The sequence below is a fragment of the Rossellomorea sp. NS-SX7 genome, assembly GCF_052828565.1.
This window is the reverse complement of sequence record NZ_CM128249.1, coordinates 3,951,179-3,968,772: the sequence shown is the minus strand read 5'-3', so window position 1 is coordinate 3,968,772 and position 17,594 is coordinate 3,951,179. Positions and strand designations below refer to the sequence as shown.

Annotated in this window: 16 protein-coding genes, 2 tRNA genes and 1 pseudogene; 13 read left to right on the top strand and 6 right to left on the bottom strand. The window is 43.5% G+C overall.

Translation table 11 applies throughout. The features are described 5' to 3' along the window. Nucleotides 1-76 precede the first annotated feature (76 nt). The 11 genes from ACUXV2_RS19650 (at nucleotide 77) to rlmH (ending at nucleotide 10,325) form a co-directional block, all read left to right on the top strand. A tRNA-Asp gene (locus ACUXV2_RS19650) sits at nucleotides 77-153 on the top strand. Nucleotides 154-226: 73 nt separating this feature from the next. After that, nucleotides 227-299 (top strand) — tRNA-Phe (locus tag ACUXV2_RS19645). Nucleotides 300-644: 345 nt separating this feature from the next. Further along, nucleotides 645-2,117 (top strand): peptidoglycan DD-metalloendopeptidase family protein, encoded by a 1,473-nt coding sequence (locus ACUXV2_RS19640; protein ID WP_446244828.1) that lies wholly within the window; start codon nucleotides 645-647, stop codon nucleotides 2,115-2,117. 278 nt (nucleotides 2,118-2,395) lie between these two features. Then, complete coding sequence (gene yycF / locus ACUXV2_RS19635; protein WP_175989852.1) at nucleotides 2,396-3,106, top strand: response regulator YycF; 711 nt, start codon at nucleotides 2,396-2,398, stop codon at nucleotides 3,104-3,106. Nucleotides 3,107-3,112: 6 nt separating this feature from the next. After that, on the top strand, nucleotides 3,113-4,942 hold the full coding sequence (walK, locus tag ACUXV2_RS19630) for a cell wall metabolism sensor histidine kinase WalK (protein WP_446244827.1): 1,830 nt from the start codon (nucleotides 3,113-3,115) through the stop codon (nucleotides 4,940-4,942). Continuing rightward, entirely contained in the window at nucleotides 4,939-6,279 is a 1,341-nt protein-coding gene (locus tag ACUXV2_RS19625; protein ID WP_446244826.1) for a YycH family regulatory protein, read from the top strand. Before walK ends, ACUXV2_RS19625 begins: the two co-directional genes overlap by 4 nt. Next, entirely contained in the window at nucleotides 6,280-7,101 is an 822-nt protein-coding gene (locus tag ACUXV2_RS19620) for a two-component system regulatory protein YycI (protein ID WP_446244825.1), read from the top strand. It abuts the gene before it with no gap. A gap of 5 nt (nucleotides 7,102-7,106) precedes the next feature. Continuing rightward, a complete protein-coding gene (locus ACUXV2_RS19615) occupies nucleotides 7,107-7,901 on the top strand; it encodes an MBL fold metallo-hydrolase (protein ID WP_446244824.1) in 795 nt (264 codons plus the stop codon). 324 nt (nucleotides 7,902-8,225) lie between these two features. Beyond that, complete coding sequence (locus ACUXV2_RS19610; protein ID WP_446244823.1) at nucleotides 8,226-9,464, top strand: S1C family serine protease; 1,239 nt, start codon at nucleotides 8,226-8,228, stop codon at nucleotides 9,462-9,464. Nucleotides 9,465-9,592: 128 nt separating this feature from the next. Continuing rightward, nucleotides 9,593-9,751 (top strand): CxxH/CxxC protein, encoded by a 159-nt coding sequence (locus ACUXV2_RS19605; RefSeq protein WP_341982018.1) that lies wholly within the window; start codon nucleotides 9,593-9,595, stop codon nucleotides 9,749-9,751. A 94-nt stretch (nucleotides 9,752-9,845) separates the two neighbouring features. Beyond that, entirely contained in the window at nucleotides 9,846-10,325 is a 480-nt protein-coding gene (gene rlmH / locus ACUXV2_RS19600; RefSeq protein WP_446244822.1) for a 23S rRNA (pseudouridine(1915)-N(3))-methyltransferase RlmH, read from the top strand. A gap of 206 nt (nucleotides 10,326-10,531) precedes the next feature. Here rlmH and ACUXV2_RS19595 read toward each other — a convergent pair whose 3' ends face one another. Next, nucleotides 10,532-10,894, bottom strand: a complete 363-nt coding sequence (locus tag ACUXV2_RS19595; RefSeq protein WP_446244821.1) for a DUF948 domain-containing protein — start codon at nucleotides 10,892-10,894, stop codon at nucleotides 10,532-10,534. 94 nt (nucleotides 10,895-10,988) lie between these two features. Here ACUXV2_RS19595 and ACUXV2_RS19590 point away from each other — a divergent pair. Next, nucleotides 10,989-11,201, top strand: a pseudogene (locus ACUXV2_RS19590) (transcriptional regulator YeiL); the annotation flags it as partial. 91 nt (nucleotides 11,202-11,292) lie between these two features. On the opposite strand, the gene ACUXV2_RS19585 reads toward ACUXV2_RS19590, so the two are convergent. The 5 genes from ACUXV2_RS19585 to ACUXV2_RS19565 are packed head-to-tail and all read right to left on the bottom strand — an operon-like array spanning nucleotide 11,293 to nucleotide 16,343. Then, nucleotides 11,293-13,014, bottom strand: a complete 1,722-nt coding sequence (locus tag ACUXV2_RS19585) for a cache domain-containing sensor histidine kinase (RefSeq protein ID WP_446244820.1) — start codon at nucleotides 13,012-13,014, stop codon at nucleotides 11,293-11,295. Beyond that, complete coding sequence (locus ACUXV2_RS19580; RefSeq protein WP_446244819.1) at nucleotides 13,011-13,781, bottom strand: response regulator transcription factor; 771 nt, start codon at nucleotides 13,779-13,781, stop codon at nucleotides 13,011-13,013. The genes ACUXV2_RS19585 and ACUXV2_RS19580 overlap by 4 nt, the downstream gene beginning before the upstream one ends. Nucleotides 13,782-13,814: 33 nt before the next feature. After that, nucleotides 13,815-14,933, bottom strand: coding sequence for a peptide-methionine (R)-S-oxide reductase MsrB (msrB, locus tag ACUXV2_RS19575; RefSeq protein WP_446244818.1), 1,119 nt, complete (start codon nucleotides 14,931-14,933; stop codon nucleotides 13,815-13,817). A gap of 17 nt (nucleotides 14,934-14,950) precedes the next feature. Then, complete coding sequence (locus ACUXV2_RS19570; protein ID WP_446244817.1) at nucleotides 14,951-15,604, bottom strand: TlpA family protein disulfide reductase; 654 nt, start codon at nucleotides 15,602-15,604, stop codon at nucleotides 14,951-14,953. A 16-nt stretch (nucleotides 15,605-15,620) separates the two neighbouring features. Next, nucleotides 15,621-16,343 (bottom strand): cytochrome c biogenesis CcdA family protein, encoded by a 723-nt coding sequence (locus tag ACUXV2_RS19565; RefSeq protein WP_446244816.1) that lies wholly within the window; start codon nucleotides 16,341-16,343, stop codon nucleotides 15,621-15,623. A 207-nt stretch (nucleotides 16,344-16,550) separates the two neighbouring features. Here ACUXV2_RS19565 and ACUXV2_RS19560 point away from each other — a divergent pair, with 207 nt between their 5' ends. Next, the gene (locus tag ACUXV2_RS19560; RefSeq protein ID WP_446244815.1) at nucleotides 16,551-17,531 is read left to right on the top strand and encodes a Gfo/Idh/MocA family protein; all 981 of its coding nucleotides are present in this window, start codon (nucleotides 16,551-16,553) and stop codon (nucleotides 17,529-17,531) included. Nucleotides 17,532-17,594: the final 63 nt, after the last annotated feature.

The window sequence follows — 17,594 nt, the reverse complement described above, 5'->3', positions numbered from 1 at the left end:
TTGCTAGCGCAAACGAATGACAGTTATTTTGCTCACGCAATTTAAGGATAAATATTTTGCTAAAGCAAAAATTTTTGGTCCGGTAGTTCAGTTGGTTAGAATGCCTGCCTGTCACGCAGGAGGTCGCGGGTTCGAGTCCCGTCCGGACCGCCATTTTCTTTTTACATAATGAATCATCACTGATCCAAATCAGATGATCTTGATTCTATGTAATTCATACATATACGGCTCAGTAGCTCAGTTGGTAGAGCAATGGACTGAAAATCCATGTGTCGGCGGTTCGATTCCGTCCTGAGCCATCTTACAAAAAGTACTGCGATGACTTTGACTCTCGTAGTACTTTTTTATTATGCGTTTGTAACATGTATGTAACAAAAAGTTACAAAATTCCTCGACAAGAATATTTCCCCTCTGTAACCTTATTCCTAGATATATAAAGGATTTCAGCAATAAAATCATCAAATGGACTCATTGAAAATCCGCTTAATTATACAGTTTCATTACAATCCTAATACTTTTCCCCGTATTTCGTCGAATTATGGTAAATTAATAAAGTACGAATTTACAAGAATATTTACTAAAATTAGGCATAATGAACGACCAACACAGTGATTTTTGCTTTTTAGTTTACAGGAGGCAAGAGAATGAAGTTTGGAGAACGATTATTACCGAAATTAGAAAAATATAAGAATCGTCCTTCTCAGTTTATGAAGAAGGTTGCGATCACAACTATGGCACTATCAACTTTAACATTTTCATCTGTTTCTGCGGATGATTCATCAGATAAAGAACTTAAGACCATCTATCATGTATATGTGAACAGTCATTATGTAGGGGCTGTTACGAACCAGGATGATGTGAAGGACATGCTTGAGGATAAACTTGAGGATGCTCAAGAAGAGTATAAAGACTATCAAGTTACTTGGAATAATGACATCACATACATACCTGAGAATGTTTTTTCTGCTAAAACGAATAATCAGGAAGTATTAACGAATGTCAAAAAGTCTATGGCTGTAGAAGCTAATGCATTTGCATTAGTTGTCGACGACAAGCCGGTAGCTTATGTGAAAGATAAAAAAGCTGCCGACGAAGCGTTGAAAAAGCTCAAGTTAAAATATGTTTCAGAAGACGAATTAAAAGAATTAGAAGCACGCAAAAAGGATTCTACTTCTTCCCTACCCGCTTTAAAGGAAAATGAAACACGTTTATTGGACATTTCTTTTGAAGAAAAAGTGGATGCCGAGAAAATTCAGGTAGATCCAAAAGAAATCCTTTCTTCAGATGAGGCTGTCAAGCTTCTTCTTAAAGGAAACCTTGAAGAGAAGAAGTACAAGGTCGAAGAAGGGGATGTGCTTGGTAAAATTGCTGAAAAGCATAAATTGACGACTGCCGAGCTTTTAAAATTAAACCCTGAACTTGATGAAGAGGGTGCCTTGAAAATAGGCTCAGAGTTAAATGTGACGGTCAGTAAGCCGTTAGTTCATACGGTCGTTAAAAAAGAAGTGAATAAGATTGAAAAGGTTGCCTATAAAAAAGAAGTGGTAGAAGACTCTTCTATGAATAAAGGCGATACGAAAGTGAAGCAGGAAGGTGTCGATGGTGAGAAATCAGTTACCTTCACTGCTACCGAAGTAAACGGATCACAGACTGAAAAAAATGTCACTGAAGAAAAACAAGTAAAAGAACCAAAGAAATATATCGTCATTAAAGGGACGAAAGAAACACCTTCACGTGGATCAGGCAGCTTTGCGTGGCCGACAAATGGAGGGTATATCTCTTCCAAGCAAGGTCCTCGCTGGGGGAAAACGCACAAAGGCATAGACATTGCACGCCCAAGTGATAAGACAATCAAATCCGTTGATAACGGTGTTGTCGTTTCTGCAGGCTGGGACGATGGCGGTTACGGAAATAAAGTCGTGATCGATCATCAAAACGGTTACAAAACGATTTACGCTCACTTGGATTCCATTTCTGTTTCAGCCGGCCAGACGGTTGGAAGAGGGGAAAAAATCGGAATCATGGGAACAACCGGAGAATCTACCGGTGTCCACTTACACATCGAAGTATATAAAAATGGATCACTCATCAATCCATTAGATGTACTTAAAAAATAAAGAAGATACTATACGGGACTGACAACAACTATTAGCTGTCAGTCCCCTTTGTTATATCTGGGTTTTTTTATCAGGTTGGGAAGATTTCATTCGAAATAATGCTCCCACTATGTTAAATAGTGAATAAGTGCTTTATTTTGGTAAAAAAGACATGAAATCAGCCAATCATAGAGTAAAAGATGAATTAAGGCGCAGAAAGTGATAAATTTAAAGGAAGAATCCTATACTAAGCTAAATACTTTAAGAACGAATTTAATTGTCAAAGGAGATCAATTGATATGGATAAAAAGATTCTAGTTGTTGACGATGAAAAGCCGATTGCGGATATTTTACAGTTTAATTTAAAGAAGGAAGGCTATGAGGTCCACTGTGCTTACGATGGCGATGAAGCTGTGAAGATGGCCGAGGAAGTGAAGCCTGATCTTGTTCTTCTTGATATCATGCTTCCGAATCGCGACGGGATGGAAGTGTGTCGTGAGATCCGTAAAAAGTATGAGATGCCGATCATCATGCTGACGGCGAAAGACTCTGAAATCGATAAGGTGCTTGGTCTTGAACTCGGTGCAGATGATTATGTCACAAAGCCGTTCAGTACGCGTGAGTTGATTGCAAGGGTGAAAGCGAACCTTAGACGCCATCAGGCTGGGGCTGCCCAGGCGAGTGATGAGGATGAGAACAACGAGATCACGGTTGGTTCATTAACCATCCACCCTGATGCCTATGTTGTGTCAAAACGCGGTGAAACGATTGAACTGACACACCGTGAGTTTGAGCTCCTTCACTATCTGGCAAAGCATATTGGACAAGTCATGACCCGCGAACACCTTCTTCAAACGGTGTGGGGGTATGATTATTACGGGGATGTCCGTACGGTGGACGTAACAGTCAGACGTCTTCGTGAGAAAATCGAGGACAATCCCAGCCACCCTACTTGGATCGTAACACGTAGAGGAGTCGGTTATTACTTGCGAAATCCCGAACAGGAGTAAGGTTGAATGAAGAAAGTCGGTTTAACGCGTTCGATCCATCTTAAATTTGTCATGATTTATGTGCTCCTGATTCTCCTGGCAATGCAGATCATCGGGGTCTATTTTGTCAGGGAATTGGAGAATAAGCTGGTTGAAAACTTTCAGACCAGTATAAAAAGCCGGGTGGATCTTCTCGAATATTCGGTCCGTGAAGAGATGGTCAAGGTCCGTACAGAGGATGATCCCACGAAAGAAAATGAAATTAAGAATCTATTGGAAGACAGTGATGAAAGCACCTCCGATATTTATGAAATACGGGTGGTAGACGATCGGAGCAGGATCATAGGGACTTCGGATGAAAACAACCAGGCGCTGGTGGGACGGCCGACGAATGAAATTTCGGTCAAACGGGTCCTTGCCGGCGGAGGCACTTATGATAATATTTTCGTCGATAAACAAACCGGAGACCGGGTGTGGGTCCTGACTTCCCCGATTATGACGTCTGAAGAAGTAATCGGTGCGATTTATCTTGTCGCTAAAATTGAAAATGTATATAACCAGATGAATGAAATCAATAAGATTTTCACGAATGGGACGCTGATTGCCCTTGCCATTACGGCCATCCTTGGTGTCTTACTGGCGCAGACCATCACAAGGCCGATTTCGGATATGAGAAAACATGCGCTTGCGATGGCGAAAGGGAACTTTTCACGTAAGGTAAAGGTCTACGGCTATGATGAAATCGGACAGCTGGCCATGACCTTCAACAACCTGACGAAGAGACTGCAGGAAGCACAGGCGACGACCGAAGGGGAAAGAAGAAAGCTTTCTTCCGTCCTTTCCTACATGACGGATGGGGTCATCGCGACAGATCGAAAAGGACGGGTGATCCTGATTAACGACCCAGCGGTTGAAATGCTGAATGTTTCACGTGAAACAGTGCTATCCCAGCCGATCGTTGCACTCCTCGGGCTCGATGAAGAGTATACGTTCGAAGACCTTTCGAATGAACAGGATTCCATCATTCTGGATTACAGTACAAAGGAGAAGCCTTATATTTTGAGGGCTAATTTCTCCATCATTCAAAAGGAAACCGGCTTTGTCAATGGATTGATCACCGTGCTTCATGATATTACGGAGCAGGAGAAGATCGACTTGGAAAGACGGGAGTTCGTTGCGAACGTATCCCATGAATTACGTACCCCTCTGACGACGATGCGAAGCTATTTAGAGGCATTGGCGGAGGGTGCATGGCAGGATGAAGAGATTGCACCGCAATTTTTAAATGTGACGCAGACCGAGACGGAACGGATGATCCGCCTTGTAAACGATCTGCTGCAATTATCAAAGATGGACAGCAAAGACTACCGTTTTAATAAAGATTGGATCGATTTTATCCTATTTTTCCATCGGATCATCGACCGCTTTGACATGACGAAGAATCTGAATGTCACCTTTGAACGTTATTTGCCCGATGAGGCGATGTTTGTAGAAATCGATCAGGATAAGATCACTCAGGTATTGGATAATATTATCTCGAATGCATTGAAGTATTCCCCTGAGGGCGGAACGATTACGTTCACTGTGAAAGAAAACAATGGATTCATCGAGATCAGCGTATCGGATCAGGGACTCGGAATTCCGAAAGAGAATCTCGAGAAGATTTTTGAACGATTCTACCGCGTCGATAAGGCCCGTTCCAGACAGATGGGCGGTACAGGACTGGGGCTTGCGATCGCGAAAGAAATGATATCAGCACACGGTGGTGATATATGGGCAACAAGTGTGGAAGGAAAAGGTACGACCATCACTTTTACGCTCCCATATGATTCCGCACAAGAGGATGATTGGTCATGAATTATGAAAAAATAAAATCAATCTTATTAACGCTGCTTGTGGCCATGAGTATTTTCCTCACGTGGAATCTATGGACCTATCAACCTGAATACGACGTGATTGAAAGCACTGAGGCATTTGATGTATCCATCGGTGATGAGAGAAGAGAGCTGGAATTGATCCAGCCATATAAGGTCTTCTACTATCATGACGATCAAATTTCAGGTAGCCCGAATGAAAATGAAATCGATAAAGTATTGGAACATATGAGCAGCTGGCGATTAACCGGTGCAAAGGACGTCAGCAATCAATATTCTCAAAGTGAAATAGAGAATCTGGTTCACAGCCCAGGTAAGATAGAATTGGTGTTTCCGGATAATCTTCCCCTCTCTGTTTATAAGCAGGTCATCAAATTTGATGAGGATAATCTCCCGAAGACTTCTTTTAATCGAATTGTATTCGATATCAATACGAAAAAGAGGGATAGTGGAAGTGTCTATTTTGTCTTGTATGGAGAAGAGGACAGGAAATATGTCGTTGAGAGCAAGGTAGATATTGAAAAAATGGAATCCTTGCAGGAAATGTTTGTACAGAGGGCCCTCTACAACGAAAATTTCAAGAAATATTATACGTTTAAAGTGAATGCAAGGAAGACGCTGCTTCTTCCGATGAAAGAAGATGAATATTACAGCTATAAATACTCTACAGAGATGCTGGACGCAGAAGATTTCATGAAGGCATTGTTTAAAGATCCAATCAATGTGAGCAGAAATACAACGGATTCAGAGGAAATCTATCGAGATTCCTCCAGTTTAATGAAAGTGAATACAAATTATAATTCTCTTTCATTCGTCAATCCCGGCATCGATCCGGACCCCGGTATTTCTGCTGAAGTACTGGTCCACAACAGCATCGAGTTCTTAAATGAGCACGGAGGATGGACCGACAAGTTCAAACTATTTTCGATCAGCCCTGAAGAAAGTAAAATTGAATATCGGCTGTTTCTATTAAACTTTCCAGTGTTCAGTGATGTTGCCGGGACAACTGAAATCTCCCAGGTATGGGGTAGAGACGTGATTCACAAATATAACCGTCCATACTTCCAATTAGGGGATGATTATTCCATGTTCTCGAAACCTGATCAGATTAGGCTGCCTTCCGGATATACAGTCCAGCAGGCACTGGAGAGAAATAATTCGATCAACCTGGACTATGTGGAGGATATTGCAATCGGATATAAATTAACGAGGGACATGAATTTTCCCGATATGCTTTTATATGATTTAAAGCCTTCATGGTACTATAAATACAGCGGCAATTGGTTGCTCCTGCCTCTTGAAGAATTGGAGGGGGTATAAATGGACTGGAGTAAAACGAAAACGATCTTCATCGTTGTTTTCTTGATCCTTAATATCTTTCTTTTATCCATCTTCATAAAAAAAATCTCAGAACCTGAGATCCTGGCCGATACGAATACTCAGCAGTCACTGGATTCTTACAACATCACGTATCCTGCTGACTTATCATCAGCCTCTAAAGAAACGATCAATGAAACGAACATCAGTGCAAAGACCAGGAAGTTCACGGATGAAGATAAAAAGAGTCTTAACAATCAGGAAGTGAGAATCCTGAATGATAATACGCTGTATTCCACGCTTGATGAGCCCTACTCTTTAGGTGAAAAACTTTCGGAAGACGAGCTGCAGGAAAAATTGAGAGCGTTCATGGCAGAGTATACGATTGACGGAGATCAATATGCTTTCAGAAATTATGATAAAGAAAATTTAACGATCAGTTATAATCAAACGTACAATGAAAAGCCATTATTCCATAATGGCAGTGCGGAAATTGTATTCGAGCTTAATAATGAGAATGAAATTGTATCCTATAAACAGACGATGCTTGAAGATATTAAGGCATTCGGTGAAAAAAGACGGATCATTACTCCTTTGGAGTCATTGCAGATACTTGCTGACAGCAATCAAATTGAACCGGATAGTGAGATTGTGAATTTCAAACCCGGATATTCCACCGATGTGCCGATTTCGGACTATCAGGTTCTTACACCTACCTGGAGATTCGTTGTAGAAAAAGAAGACAAAAAACACGATCTTTACTTTAATGCATTTGATGGAAACATGATCGAGTTTTCAAAAAAAGAGAAAGAACTACTGGAGTGAGAGGTATGACCATGCATTTTAGTGTACTCGCGAGCGGCAGTACAGGGAATGCGATATTTGTTGAATCGGAAGAGCATTCCTTTCTTGTCGATGCTGGCCTAAGCGGCAAGGCGATGGAAGGGTTGTTCAGTCAGATTGACCGTAAAATTGAAGATTTGTCCGGCATTCTTGTCACTCATGAGCACAGCGACCATATCAAGGGGATTGGCGTTCTTGCCAGAAAGTACAAGCTCCCTGTCTATGCGAATGAAAAGACATGGCACGCGATGGATGGACTCGTGGGGAAAATCGATACAGAACAGAAGTTCACGTTCGATATGGAAACGGCCAAGCATTTCGGGGGCCTAAGCATCGAGTCATTCGGTGTTTCCCACGATGCCGCTGAGCCGATGTTCTATGTGTTTCATCAAGGGGAAAAGAAGCTGGTGCTTGTGACGGATACCGGCTATGTCAGCGACCGGATGAAAGGCATCATTTCGAATGCCGATTCTTACGTATTCGAAAGCAATCACGACGTCGGCATGCTCCGGATGTGCCGTTACCCATGGAATATCAAGCGCCGTATCTTAAGTGATGTCGGACACGTATCAAATGAAGATGCAGCCATCGCTATGAGTGAAGTGATCGGTGACAGGACCAAAGGCATCTATCTTGCGCACTTGAGCCTTGATAACAATATGAAAGACCTGGCACGGATGAGTGTGACACAGACGCTGGAGTCAAGAGGGATAGGTGTGGGCGAACAAATCGACTTGTTCGATACGGATCCGAAAGTCCCGACACCATTAGTGGCCATTTGACCCATTAAAGTGTTTAAATGGGTAATTTTAGAGGAATGTAAAAAGGTAAAGGCTGCTGATGGCTTTTGCCTTTTTATTTTTAAAAAATCAGTTGGCCGGGTCACACATTAGCTGCTTTTTCCCGCTGGCGACTCACGCTACCCGTCGAAAGCGAAGTCCTGTGCGGAAATCAAAAGCAGTATTTAAGCTCGTTATTGGGCAAAGGAAACTAAGCGCCTTGCAAATCCTTAACTGTTTTTCATCATTTTTTAATTTAACCTGACTATAATCAGGCGTGTAAAGATAAAATAACAAAAGGTATATTTGATGAAAGGATGATGGTAGATGGGATATTATGATGACCAGGATTATAATAGAGAAGGCAGAAGCAAACAAAAAGGCAATCGGGGCGGAATGTTCCTTGCCGGGCTTCTTGGTGCGATCCTGGGAGCTATTTTAATCATTATCGCGCTTCCTCAGTTACATAATTTGAATGTATTGCCTTATTCAATCCAGCCGGATCAGGATTTGAAGGAGACTGACGAAAAATATCATAATGGGACGACAAAGAATGTTTCGGTTGACGTCACGACGGATGTGACGAAGGCGGTGGAGAAATCCAGTGACTCGGTCGTCGGGATATCAAATATCCGTTCGCAAAGTTTCTGGGGACAGAGTGAATCCCAGGACCAGCAGGCGGGGACAGGCTCAGGAGTCATTTATAAAATTGAGGGGAATAAAGCCTATATTGCAACCAATAACCACGTTATTGAAGGTGCTGACCAGCTGGAAGTGACTTTGTCAGATGGAACGAAGGTGCCGGCGACCCTCCGTGGTGCCGATGTTTGGACAGACCTTGCCGTCATCGAAATTGACGGGAGCAAGATTGATAAAGACAGAGTGGCCGAAATCGGTAACTCAGATGAACTGAAAGCCGGTGAACCGGTCATCGCAATCGGGAATCCTCTGGGTCTTCAGTTCTCCGGTTCAGTGACACAAGGGGTGGTCTCCGGGGTGGAAAGAACGATTCCTGTCGATATCAATCAGGACGGAATGGAAGACTGGAACGCAGAAGTCCTGCAAACAGATGCAGCCATCAACCCGGGTAACAGCGGAGGCGCACTGATCAATATCTCTGGCCAACTGATCGGGATCAATTCCATGAAGATCGCACAGGAAGCTGTAGAGGGCATCGGACTTGCCATTCCGATCAATTACGCGAAGCCAATCATCGATGATCTTGAAAAGTACGGTGAAGTGAAACGACCTGCCATGGGTGTCATGCTTGAAGACGTGAACCGCATTTCCGCTTATCATCAGCAGGAAACATTAAAGCTTCCGAAAGAAGTGAATTATGGTGTGATGATCAGACAGGTGGTTCCGAATTCCCCTGCAGCACAAGCTGGTCTTCAACAAATGGATGTCATCGTGGAACTCGATGGTGAAAAAGTTGAGAATCTGATCGATCTCCGAAAACACCTGTACAATAAGAAAGATGTCAATGATCAAATGAACGTAACATACTATCGCAATGGAGAAAAGAAAGAACTTACGATGAAGCTGACGGATGAATCACGTTTATAATCCATCGTTGTGGATAAGTAAAAAGCAGGAGGGGGAAAGCACCTTTCCTGCTTTTTCTTTACGTGATATGATTACCTGTGGATAAATAAATGACTATTTAGAAAGATGAAATAAAGGAGGACATAACGATGATTTATTGCTGTTTAGAGCACGTGGAGCTTGCTATGGATATCATTGTCGACGAGCACGAAGTAGCGCCGGACTTAAAAGAATTATCAAAGGAAGAACAGTTATCCACAACCTGTGAATATTGTGGGAATAACGCAATATATATTGTGGCGAACTAATATTCCCATACAGTATGTGGATGGGTTATGTGGATATGTGGATAAGTTCTGTGGATAATGTGTTTGTAAATTGTTTGTAAAGTGAGGATGAAGTGTGAATATCACAATTGTAACGGTTGGTAAACTGAAAGAAAAGTACCTAAAGCAAGGAATCGGTGAATACGTAAAACGTCTTGGAGCCTATGCAAAGATCGATATCGTCGAACTTGCAGACGAAAAAGCACCGGAAGTATTGAGCGATTCGGAAATGGAACAGGTCAAAGGTAAGGAAGGAGAACGGATCCTCTCCAAAATCTCACCCGACCACCATGTCATCGCCCTCGCCATCAATGGAAAAATGCGCTCATCCGAGGAACTCGCCGACAACCTGGATAAGCTGGCCACCTATGGTAAGAGCAAGGTAGCCTTCGTCATCGGTGGATCACTCGGGTTAAGTGATGAGGTAATGAAGCGGGCGAATGAGACCCTTTCTTTCTCTAAAATGACGTTTCCTCATCAGTTGATGCGGTTGATTCTGGTTGAGCAGATTTATCGGGCGTTTCGGATTAATCGGGGGGAACCGTATCACAAATAACCATATCCCTACTAATAAAGAAGAATTATAAAAGAACAACCAACGTTCTTGATACGTCATTCTTTATTCATAATGACGAAGCATCAAAACCGTCTTCATGCCGTGCTGACAAATGCTATCGGTTAAACCCGGTAAGAAGGCGGTTGATGAACTGGTAGAATAAACTAATCACAAAAAAGAGGCCAATTGATCTGGCCTCTTTTTGCTTACTTCAATTTAATTTGAACTGGCTTGTTTTCCTGCGTATAAACGGTTTTAGGCTTGCTTTTATGTAAAGCAGTCCTTTTTATTGAGCTTGTAACATCTTGTATCATATCTCCCACATCATGAGCTGACTCAAATAAAGGGTCAACGGCTTCCATTTTTCCTTTTATATCATCAGAAATTTGGTTGGCTGTATGAATCAGATCTTCTGCTTCATCTGAAATGCCGTTAACGGCTGCCCGAGTGTCGGCCAGCGTTTTTTTTGTTTCAGCAAGTGTTGTCATTACTTTTCTTAATGTCAAAATTAAATAGACTACGAGAATGGTAAACGCGACGGCTGCAATAGCAGCACTCCACTCAAGCATTGAGACCAGCTCCCTTCGTTTATTCTATGTCTATGTAGATAGAGGCTGAGACATTCCTTTTCCTGAGTTCAAACTATGTAAGGCTAGAACATCGTTGGCGGACTTTATTTTACAAACGGCTGATAAAGGGATTTATAGGGAGAGACACGTTATTGTTTGCGATTATTTAGGGGTATCTTATCGGCATTTATTGCATGTCCTAACGCAGTTTTATGATACGGGATATTTGCAGAAAGAAGGTAGTAACTATCTCATTAAGAAGCAACATGCTTTGTATGATCAAGCTGAGGCGATTAAGAATAAATAAATATGCTGTTATTCCTTTGAAGAAAAAAAACAGACGGGACCCCACAAATCTCCCGTCTGTTTTTTGATCCTAAAAGTATTTTGATCAAGAATCACCCCAAAGAACCCGGCAACACCACAACAACCGTCGTACCAACCCCAACAACTGAATCCACCGTCACACCATACTCCTCCCCATAATAAAGCTTCAACCGATCATCCACATTCCGAATGCCAATCCCGCCTAAGCGAATCGACTGTTCCTCCTTCACTTGCTGCAATCGTGGTTGAGGATTGAAACCTACGCCGTCGTCTTCAATGATCAATTTGATAGAGGACTCATCTTTCTTGGCTGTAATATGAATATGCCCGGTTTCGGACTTTTCACGTATGCCGTGATAGATGGCATTCTCAACAAGTGGCTGGAGAATGATTTTCGGAATCTTCACCTCCAGGATTTCCGGGTCGGCATCGATGGTGTAGTTAAGTTTATCTCCATAGCGTTCCTTCTGGATAATCAAGTATTGTTTGACATGATTGAGTTCATTTTCGATGGTCGTGTATTCGTTTCCACCGCTTAAGGACAATTGGAAGAATTGGGCGAGTGCTTTGGTTACCATGATCACTCGTTCACTGTCATTGAACTCTGCCATCCAAACGATCGTGTCCAGTGTGTTGTATAAGAAATGAGGGTTAATTTGTCCACGCAGCACGCTTAACTCATACGACCGCAGATCTTTCTCCTTTTGCTCGATGTCTTTCAGCAGCCGTTTGATTTCTTTCGTCATGACATTGAAATGCTCTGATAGATGCTCTACCTCAGCTATTCCACTCTCCGTAACATGGACATCCAGGACACCGTGCTGTACTTTTTGCATGGCTTTTTCGAGTCGATGAATGGGGTTTGTAATACGCTTTGCAACCAGTGGGGTCACAATGAGAACGAGTACAAACAAACCAATCCCCACGATGAGGATTGTACCGAGCAGCTGCTTCCGGACTTGGCTCAGGCCATCCAATGAGCTGACCCCAACAAGCACCCAGTCGGAATGCTGGATGTTAGCTTTATGGACGAGTGTGTTGTTGGCTTGGTCATAGCCTTCTTTAGATTTCCATATGTCCAGTAGTTGTTGCTTTTTACCTTCATCCGTGAAGTAAGACGGGTCCCGGTGGTAAACCAGTTCGCCGCTGTTGTTTAGAATAAAGGCGTAGCCGTTCTGACCAAGCATGAGGTCATGAAAGGCATCTTCAATTCCTTTATATTGAATATCCAGCAGAACGACGCCCAAGTGCTGACCGTTTTCGCCACGCACTTCCCTGCTGATGGAGATCACCCAATTATCCTGATCCATGGAGAATTTCTGCATGCGCGCCGAAGTAAGCACTGGGATGCCCCGCTCTTTCAAAGCGGCTGTATACCATTTTTCCTTCATCATATCAGAGGAGAGGGTCATGTTAAGGTCCTTTTCGTTCGACATCACATACCCGTCTTTTCCGATCACGATGACCGATTGGATATTCGGGTCCGAATCCAGGACGTTATTTATGATTGTATTCAAGTTACTTTCTCCGGACCGATCCTCAGAAGACAGCGCCTGCTTTGTGGAAGGATCTTTTGCCAGTAGTTCTGACAGTACATTCAATCGTTCAATGTACATGCCGACACTGGCGCTGCCTTTCTCGACGGCCATCTTGGAAGTCTGGATTGACTGCTGCAGGACCACTTTAGAGCTTCCGATATAGACAATGATGCCGAGTATACTGATCGTGACGATGCTGATCAACATTGTGAATAGGAAGATCTGTGCCCGAAGTGATTTTAACCATTGTTTCATTCGTCCTTAACCCTTTCCCGGTACTGAAGTGGTGAGCAGCCGTACTTTTTCTTGAAAGCGGTGCTGAAGTAATTCTGATTGTCGAAGCCAACTTCCTCGGCTATTTCGTACATTTTCTTACTTGAGGTCAGAAGTAAAAGTTTTGCCCGTTCGAGCCGCAGCGTGACGACATATTCTTGAAAAGGAACCGTGAACAGACGCTTGAATACACCACTCATGTGTCCGGAGCTGAAGCCTGCCTCTCCAGCTAAAAAGGACAGGGACAATTCGGGATTGCTCAGGTTTTGTTCAATCAGTCGGGAAAGCTCTTTTTTTAGGTCATTGTCTTCACTCGCGGACTGTTTAGACTGAAACGAAGTAATCGTTTCATATACTTCCGCTTGCACCTGTTCGTTCTTCAGCTTGTCAACGAGCTTGGAGAGTACGGCGCTGACATCTTTGCGGGAGACCGGCTTCATGACGTAATCATCGACACCAAGCTTCAAGGCGGTCACCGCATAATCAAAGTAATCATAGCCTGTGATGATCGCAATTTTGGCCAGCGGCTGAAGCTCCTTGACCTTTTTTGCAAAATCAAGGCCGTTCATCTTCGGCATATTTATATCGAGCAGAATCAAATCAATTTTATGCGACTGTAGGAGTTGAAGTCCTTCCAACCCGTTACTGGCTTCGTAAATTTCGGATATGCACAATTGCTCAAAGGGGACGAACTGAACAATCCCCCTGCGAATCAGATCCTCATCCTCGACAATCAATAGTGTATACATCGTCTCATCACCCCCGTCCCTATCAAGTATACTTTATTGTTCGACGGCCATTTTTAAGTGGCCATAGCCTTTTTCATCCATGTCTTCAAGCGGAATAAACTGAATGGATGCGCTGTTGATGCAATAACGTTTTCCTCCACGATCTTTGGGTCCGTCATCAAACACATGGCCAAGGTGAATGTCACCGACCCTGCTGCGCACCTCTGTGCGCTCCATTCCGAAGCTAGTATCTTGATGATACGTCACAACTTCAGAGATGATCGGTTTTGTATAGCTGGGCCACCCGCAGCCGGAGTCGTACTTATCCCGGCTGGAGAACAAAGGCTCACCGGTTGCCACATCGACATAAATGCCAGGTTCATAATTATCCCAATACTCGTTTGAATAGGCTCTCTCGGTATCGTTTAACACGGCAACAGCGTACTGGCTGTCGGTTAACGTATCCTTCAACACCTCATCGCTCGGTCTTGAATAGTCCGATTCGTCAATGACGATTTCTTGTTCATCCAACTTATTTAAATCGATGTGACAGTAACCATCCGGGTTTTTCTCTAAATAGTCTTGATGGTACTCCTCGGCCAAATAATAGTTTGTGAGGGGTAATACCTCCGTTACGATTTCCTTTTTGTATTTTTGCTGTTCCTCTGATTTTACATCTAGAATGATACTACTGTCTTCTTCATTCTTATAATAAATTCCTGTTCGATATTGTGTGCCGATGTCGTTTCCCTGCTTATTCACACTTGTTGGATCAATGACCCGAAAATAATCTTGCACTAGTTTTTCAAGCGAGACCTTATCTGGATCATACTGAACATGAACGGTTTCTGCAAAGCCTCGATCCCCTTTTATCACGTCTTTATAGGAGGGGTCTTTCCCTTCTCCATTAGCATAACCCGACGTGACATCGGAAACGCCGTAAACTCGTGACATATATGCTTCCATTCCCCAGAAGCAGCCGCCGGCAAAATAGATATCCCTAAGCTTGCTGTTTGAGTAATCTACATTTTTGTTGGGGTTATTTGGAAGACTTCCAACCCCATTTGCGGCTCCTGATGAAGAGTCTTGAGATGCGTTATGCACGATTCCACAAGCTGTCAGCAATACAGCCAAGGCAGTAACCATCAGGCTTTTAATCATAAAACTCCGCATGTGAAATCCCCCGCTTCTTAATGGATCTTTTCAAATTTCGAAGTGATGGTTTCGTTATCTACATGGCCAGGTGAAGAGTTTACGAGAATACCGTCGGATCCAATAAAGTAAGAGCTTGGATAACCCATAAGCCCAAATTCCCTTGCCCATTTTCCATCATCATCTAAAAGCACCGTCAGATTATCGTAAGGCTGGCTGTTGAACCATTCTTTGAAATCTTTCGCAGACTTCTCGCCTTTGTAATCAGGAGTGACGATGGTGATGATACGAAAATCGTGATCTTCCCCTGCCAGCGTATTCAGCTCTTCAAGGCCGCCAAGGCATATGGAGCACCATGATGCCCAATATTTTACGTACACTTTCTCCCCTTTAAAATCAGAAAGTTTGACCTCATCTCCATTCAAATCCTTCAAAGAAAACATAGGAGCGGGATCACCATCGTTTTTCATCATTTCGTTGTCGTCCATTTTCATGCCATCCTCTTGCATGTCATCATCCTTCATGCCGCCTTCGGATTTCATGTCATCGTCTTTCATCATACCGTCTTCAGACTTCATGTCTTCGTTGTGCATTTGGTCTTCTTTCTCCATCATGTCTTCCTCTTGTCCACATGCACTTAATACGAGAAGTAGTGTGCTAATCACAGCAACTAAGAATATACTTTTTTTCATTGAAAATCCCTCCAGATTAAATTTTTTCAAACCATACGACGATCGTATTCAGCTGATCCGTCAACAGCAATACCCCCATGATGATGAGGATAATGCCAGAAAACACTTTGATATAGCCTGTGTATTTGTTGAGCTTTTTCATTCTTTGCAGCAGGATATCCGAGAATATCGCCATCACCAGAAACGGAATGGCCAGCCCCAGTGTGTAAATGAGCATCAAGAAGCCGCCGTATGCAGGCGATCCTTCCCCTGCTGCAATGCTCAGGATGGCTGCCAGTATGGGACCGATACAAGGTGTCCAACCGAAGCTGAATGTCAGTCCCAGCAGGTATGCACTTGCGTATCCGCCATTTTTTCCACCCCTTAGCGAAAACCTTCTCTCTCTTGCCAGCCACGGTAATTTGATCAACCCTGTCTGATAGATCCCGAACATAATCACAACTGCGCCACAAATGCTGATAAAGGTGGGGCTCGTCACCAACCTGCCCAATACGCCTAACCCAAATCCGAGCAGTATGAAGACGGTCGATATGCCAAACACAAATAAAAGGGTCCTGATGATAAGAACAGGGTGCAGTCGCAAGAAGCCGATCCGGATGACAGGTGTGTTTTCATTCGCAGAGGTTTTAGAACCTGATAAAAACGCGATGTACACCGGTAGAAGCGGTAAAATACATGGATTGAAAAAGGATAGTAACCCTGCAGCAAAAACACCTCCAATGACGAGTTGCTCCGCCATGCCAATCACCTCCAATAGAAGATTTAATTCTAGTTTATCGAGGTCCCCTTGCAAGATATATGCAATATCATTTGGACTTTCTTTAAAATGATCATCTGTTGAAGAGCCTTCGATATTCAGGTAGTTGGTTCATGCAATGATTGTAGTCATTATTCAGTAAATTCAGGTATGATTGGTAATAACGATACCAGTAGGAGGAATTTAACCATGCTTTACGAAAAAGTCCGATGGGGAATCATCGGCTGCGGAGATGTAACGGAAAAGAAGAGCGGTCCTGCTTTTCAAAAGGTCGAACACTCGGAACTTGTTGCGGTCATGCGAAGAACGGGTGAGCTGGCGAAGGATTATGCTGAAAGACATGGGGTCCCGAAATGGTACGATGACGCGGATGCATTGATTAACGACCCTGATGTGGATGCGGTTTATATCGCAACACCGCCAGGCTCACATAAGGAATATACGCTGAAGGCAGCCGCAGCGGGGAAACCTGTTTATGTGGAGAAGCCAATGGCGCGCAACACAGAGGAATGCAGCGAGATGGTAGCTGCCTGTAAAGAAGCTGGGGTTCCTTTATATGTGGCTTACTATCGCCGGGCACAGGAGCGGTTTTTGAAAATAAAAGAATTAGTGGATCAAAAGGCGATTGGAGACGTTCGTTTTGTCTCTTCGACTCAGTATCAAAAAGCGGGGGACGACGTGAAGGATTCAGATCATCTTCCATGGCGGGTTCAGCCTGAAATAGCCGGTGGCGGCTTGTTCTTTGATCTGGCAAGCCATACCCTCGATATTCTCGATTTCCTGCTCGGACCGATCCAGGAAGCAAAAGGCTTTTCTTCGAATCAAGCAGGCTATTATGAGGCGGAAGATATCGTGACGGGTACATATCAGTTTCAATCCGGCGTTCATGGGGTTGGAAAATGGTGTTTCACGGCTTTTGAAGATGTGGATTTGAATGAAATTGTCGGAAGTGAAGGAAAAATCAGCTTTTCTACCTTTGGAGATGATCCGGTCATACTGACAACCAGTGAAGGGCAGCAGCAATGGAGTTTCGAACGCCCCGAGCATGTCCACCAGCCGCTTGTAACGACGATTGTCAAAGAGTTAACCGAGGGCGGCAATTGGTGTCCAAGCAGCGGAGAATCGGGTGCCAGAACCAATCGGGTGATGGATAAGATCGTCGGGAAGTGAAAAATGAAGTGAGGTTGTTATATTTGCGCTGTGGGTTCCTCTAGCAAATAAGAGGCTGGAAAA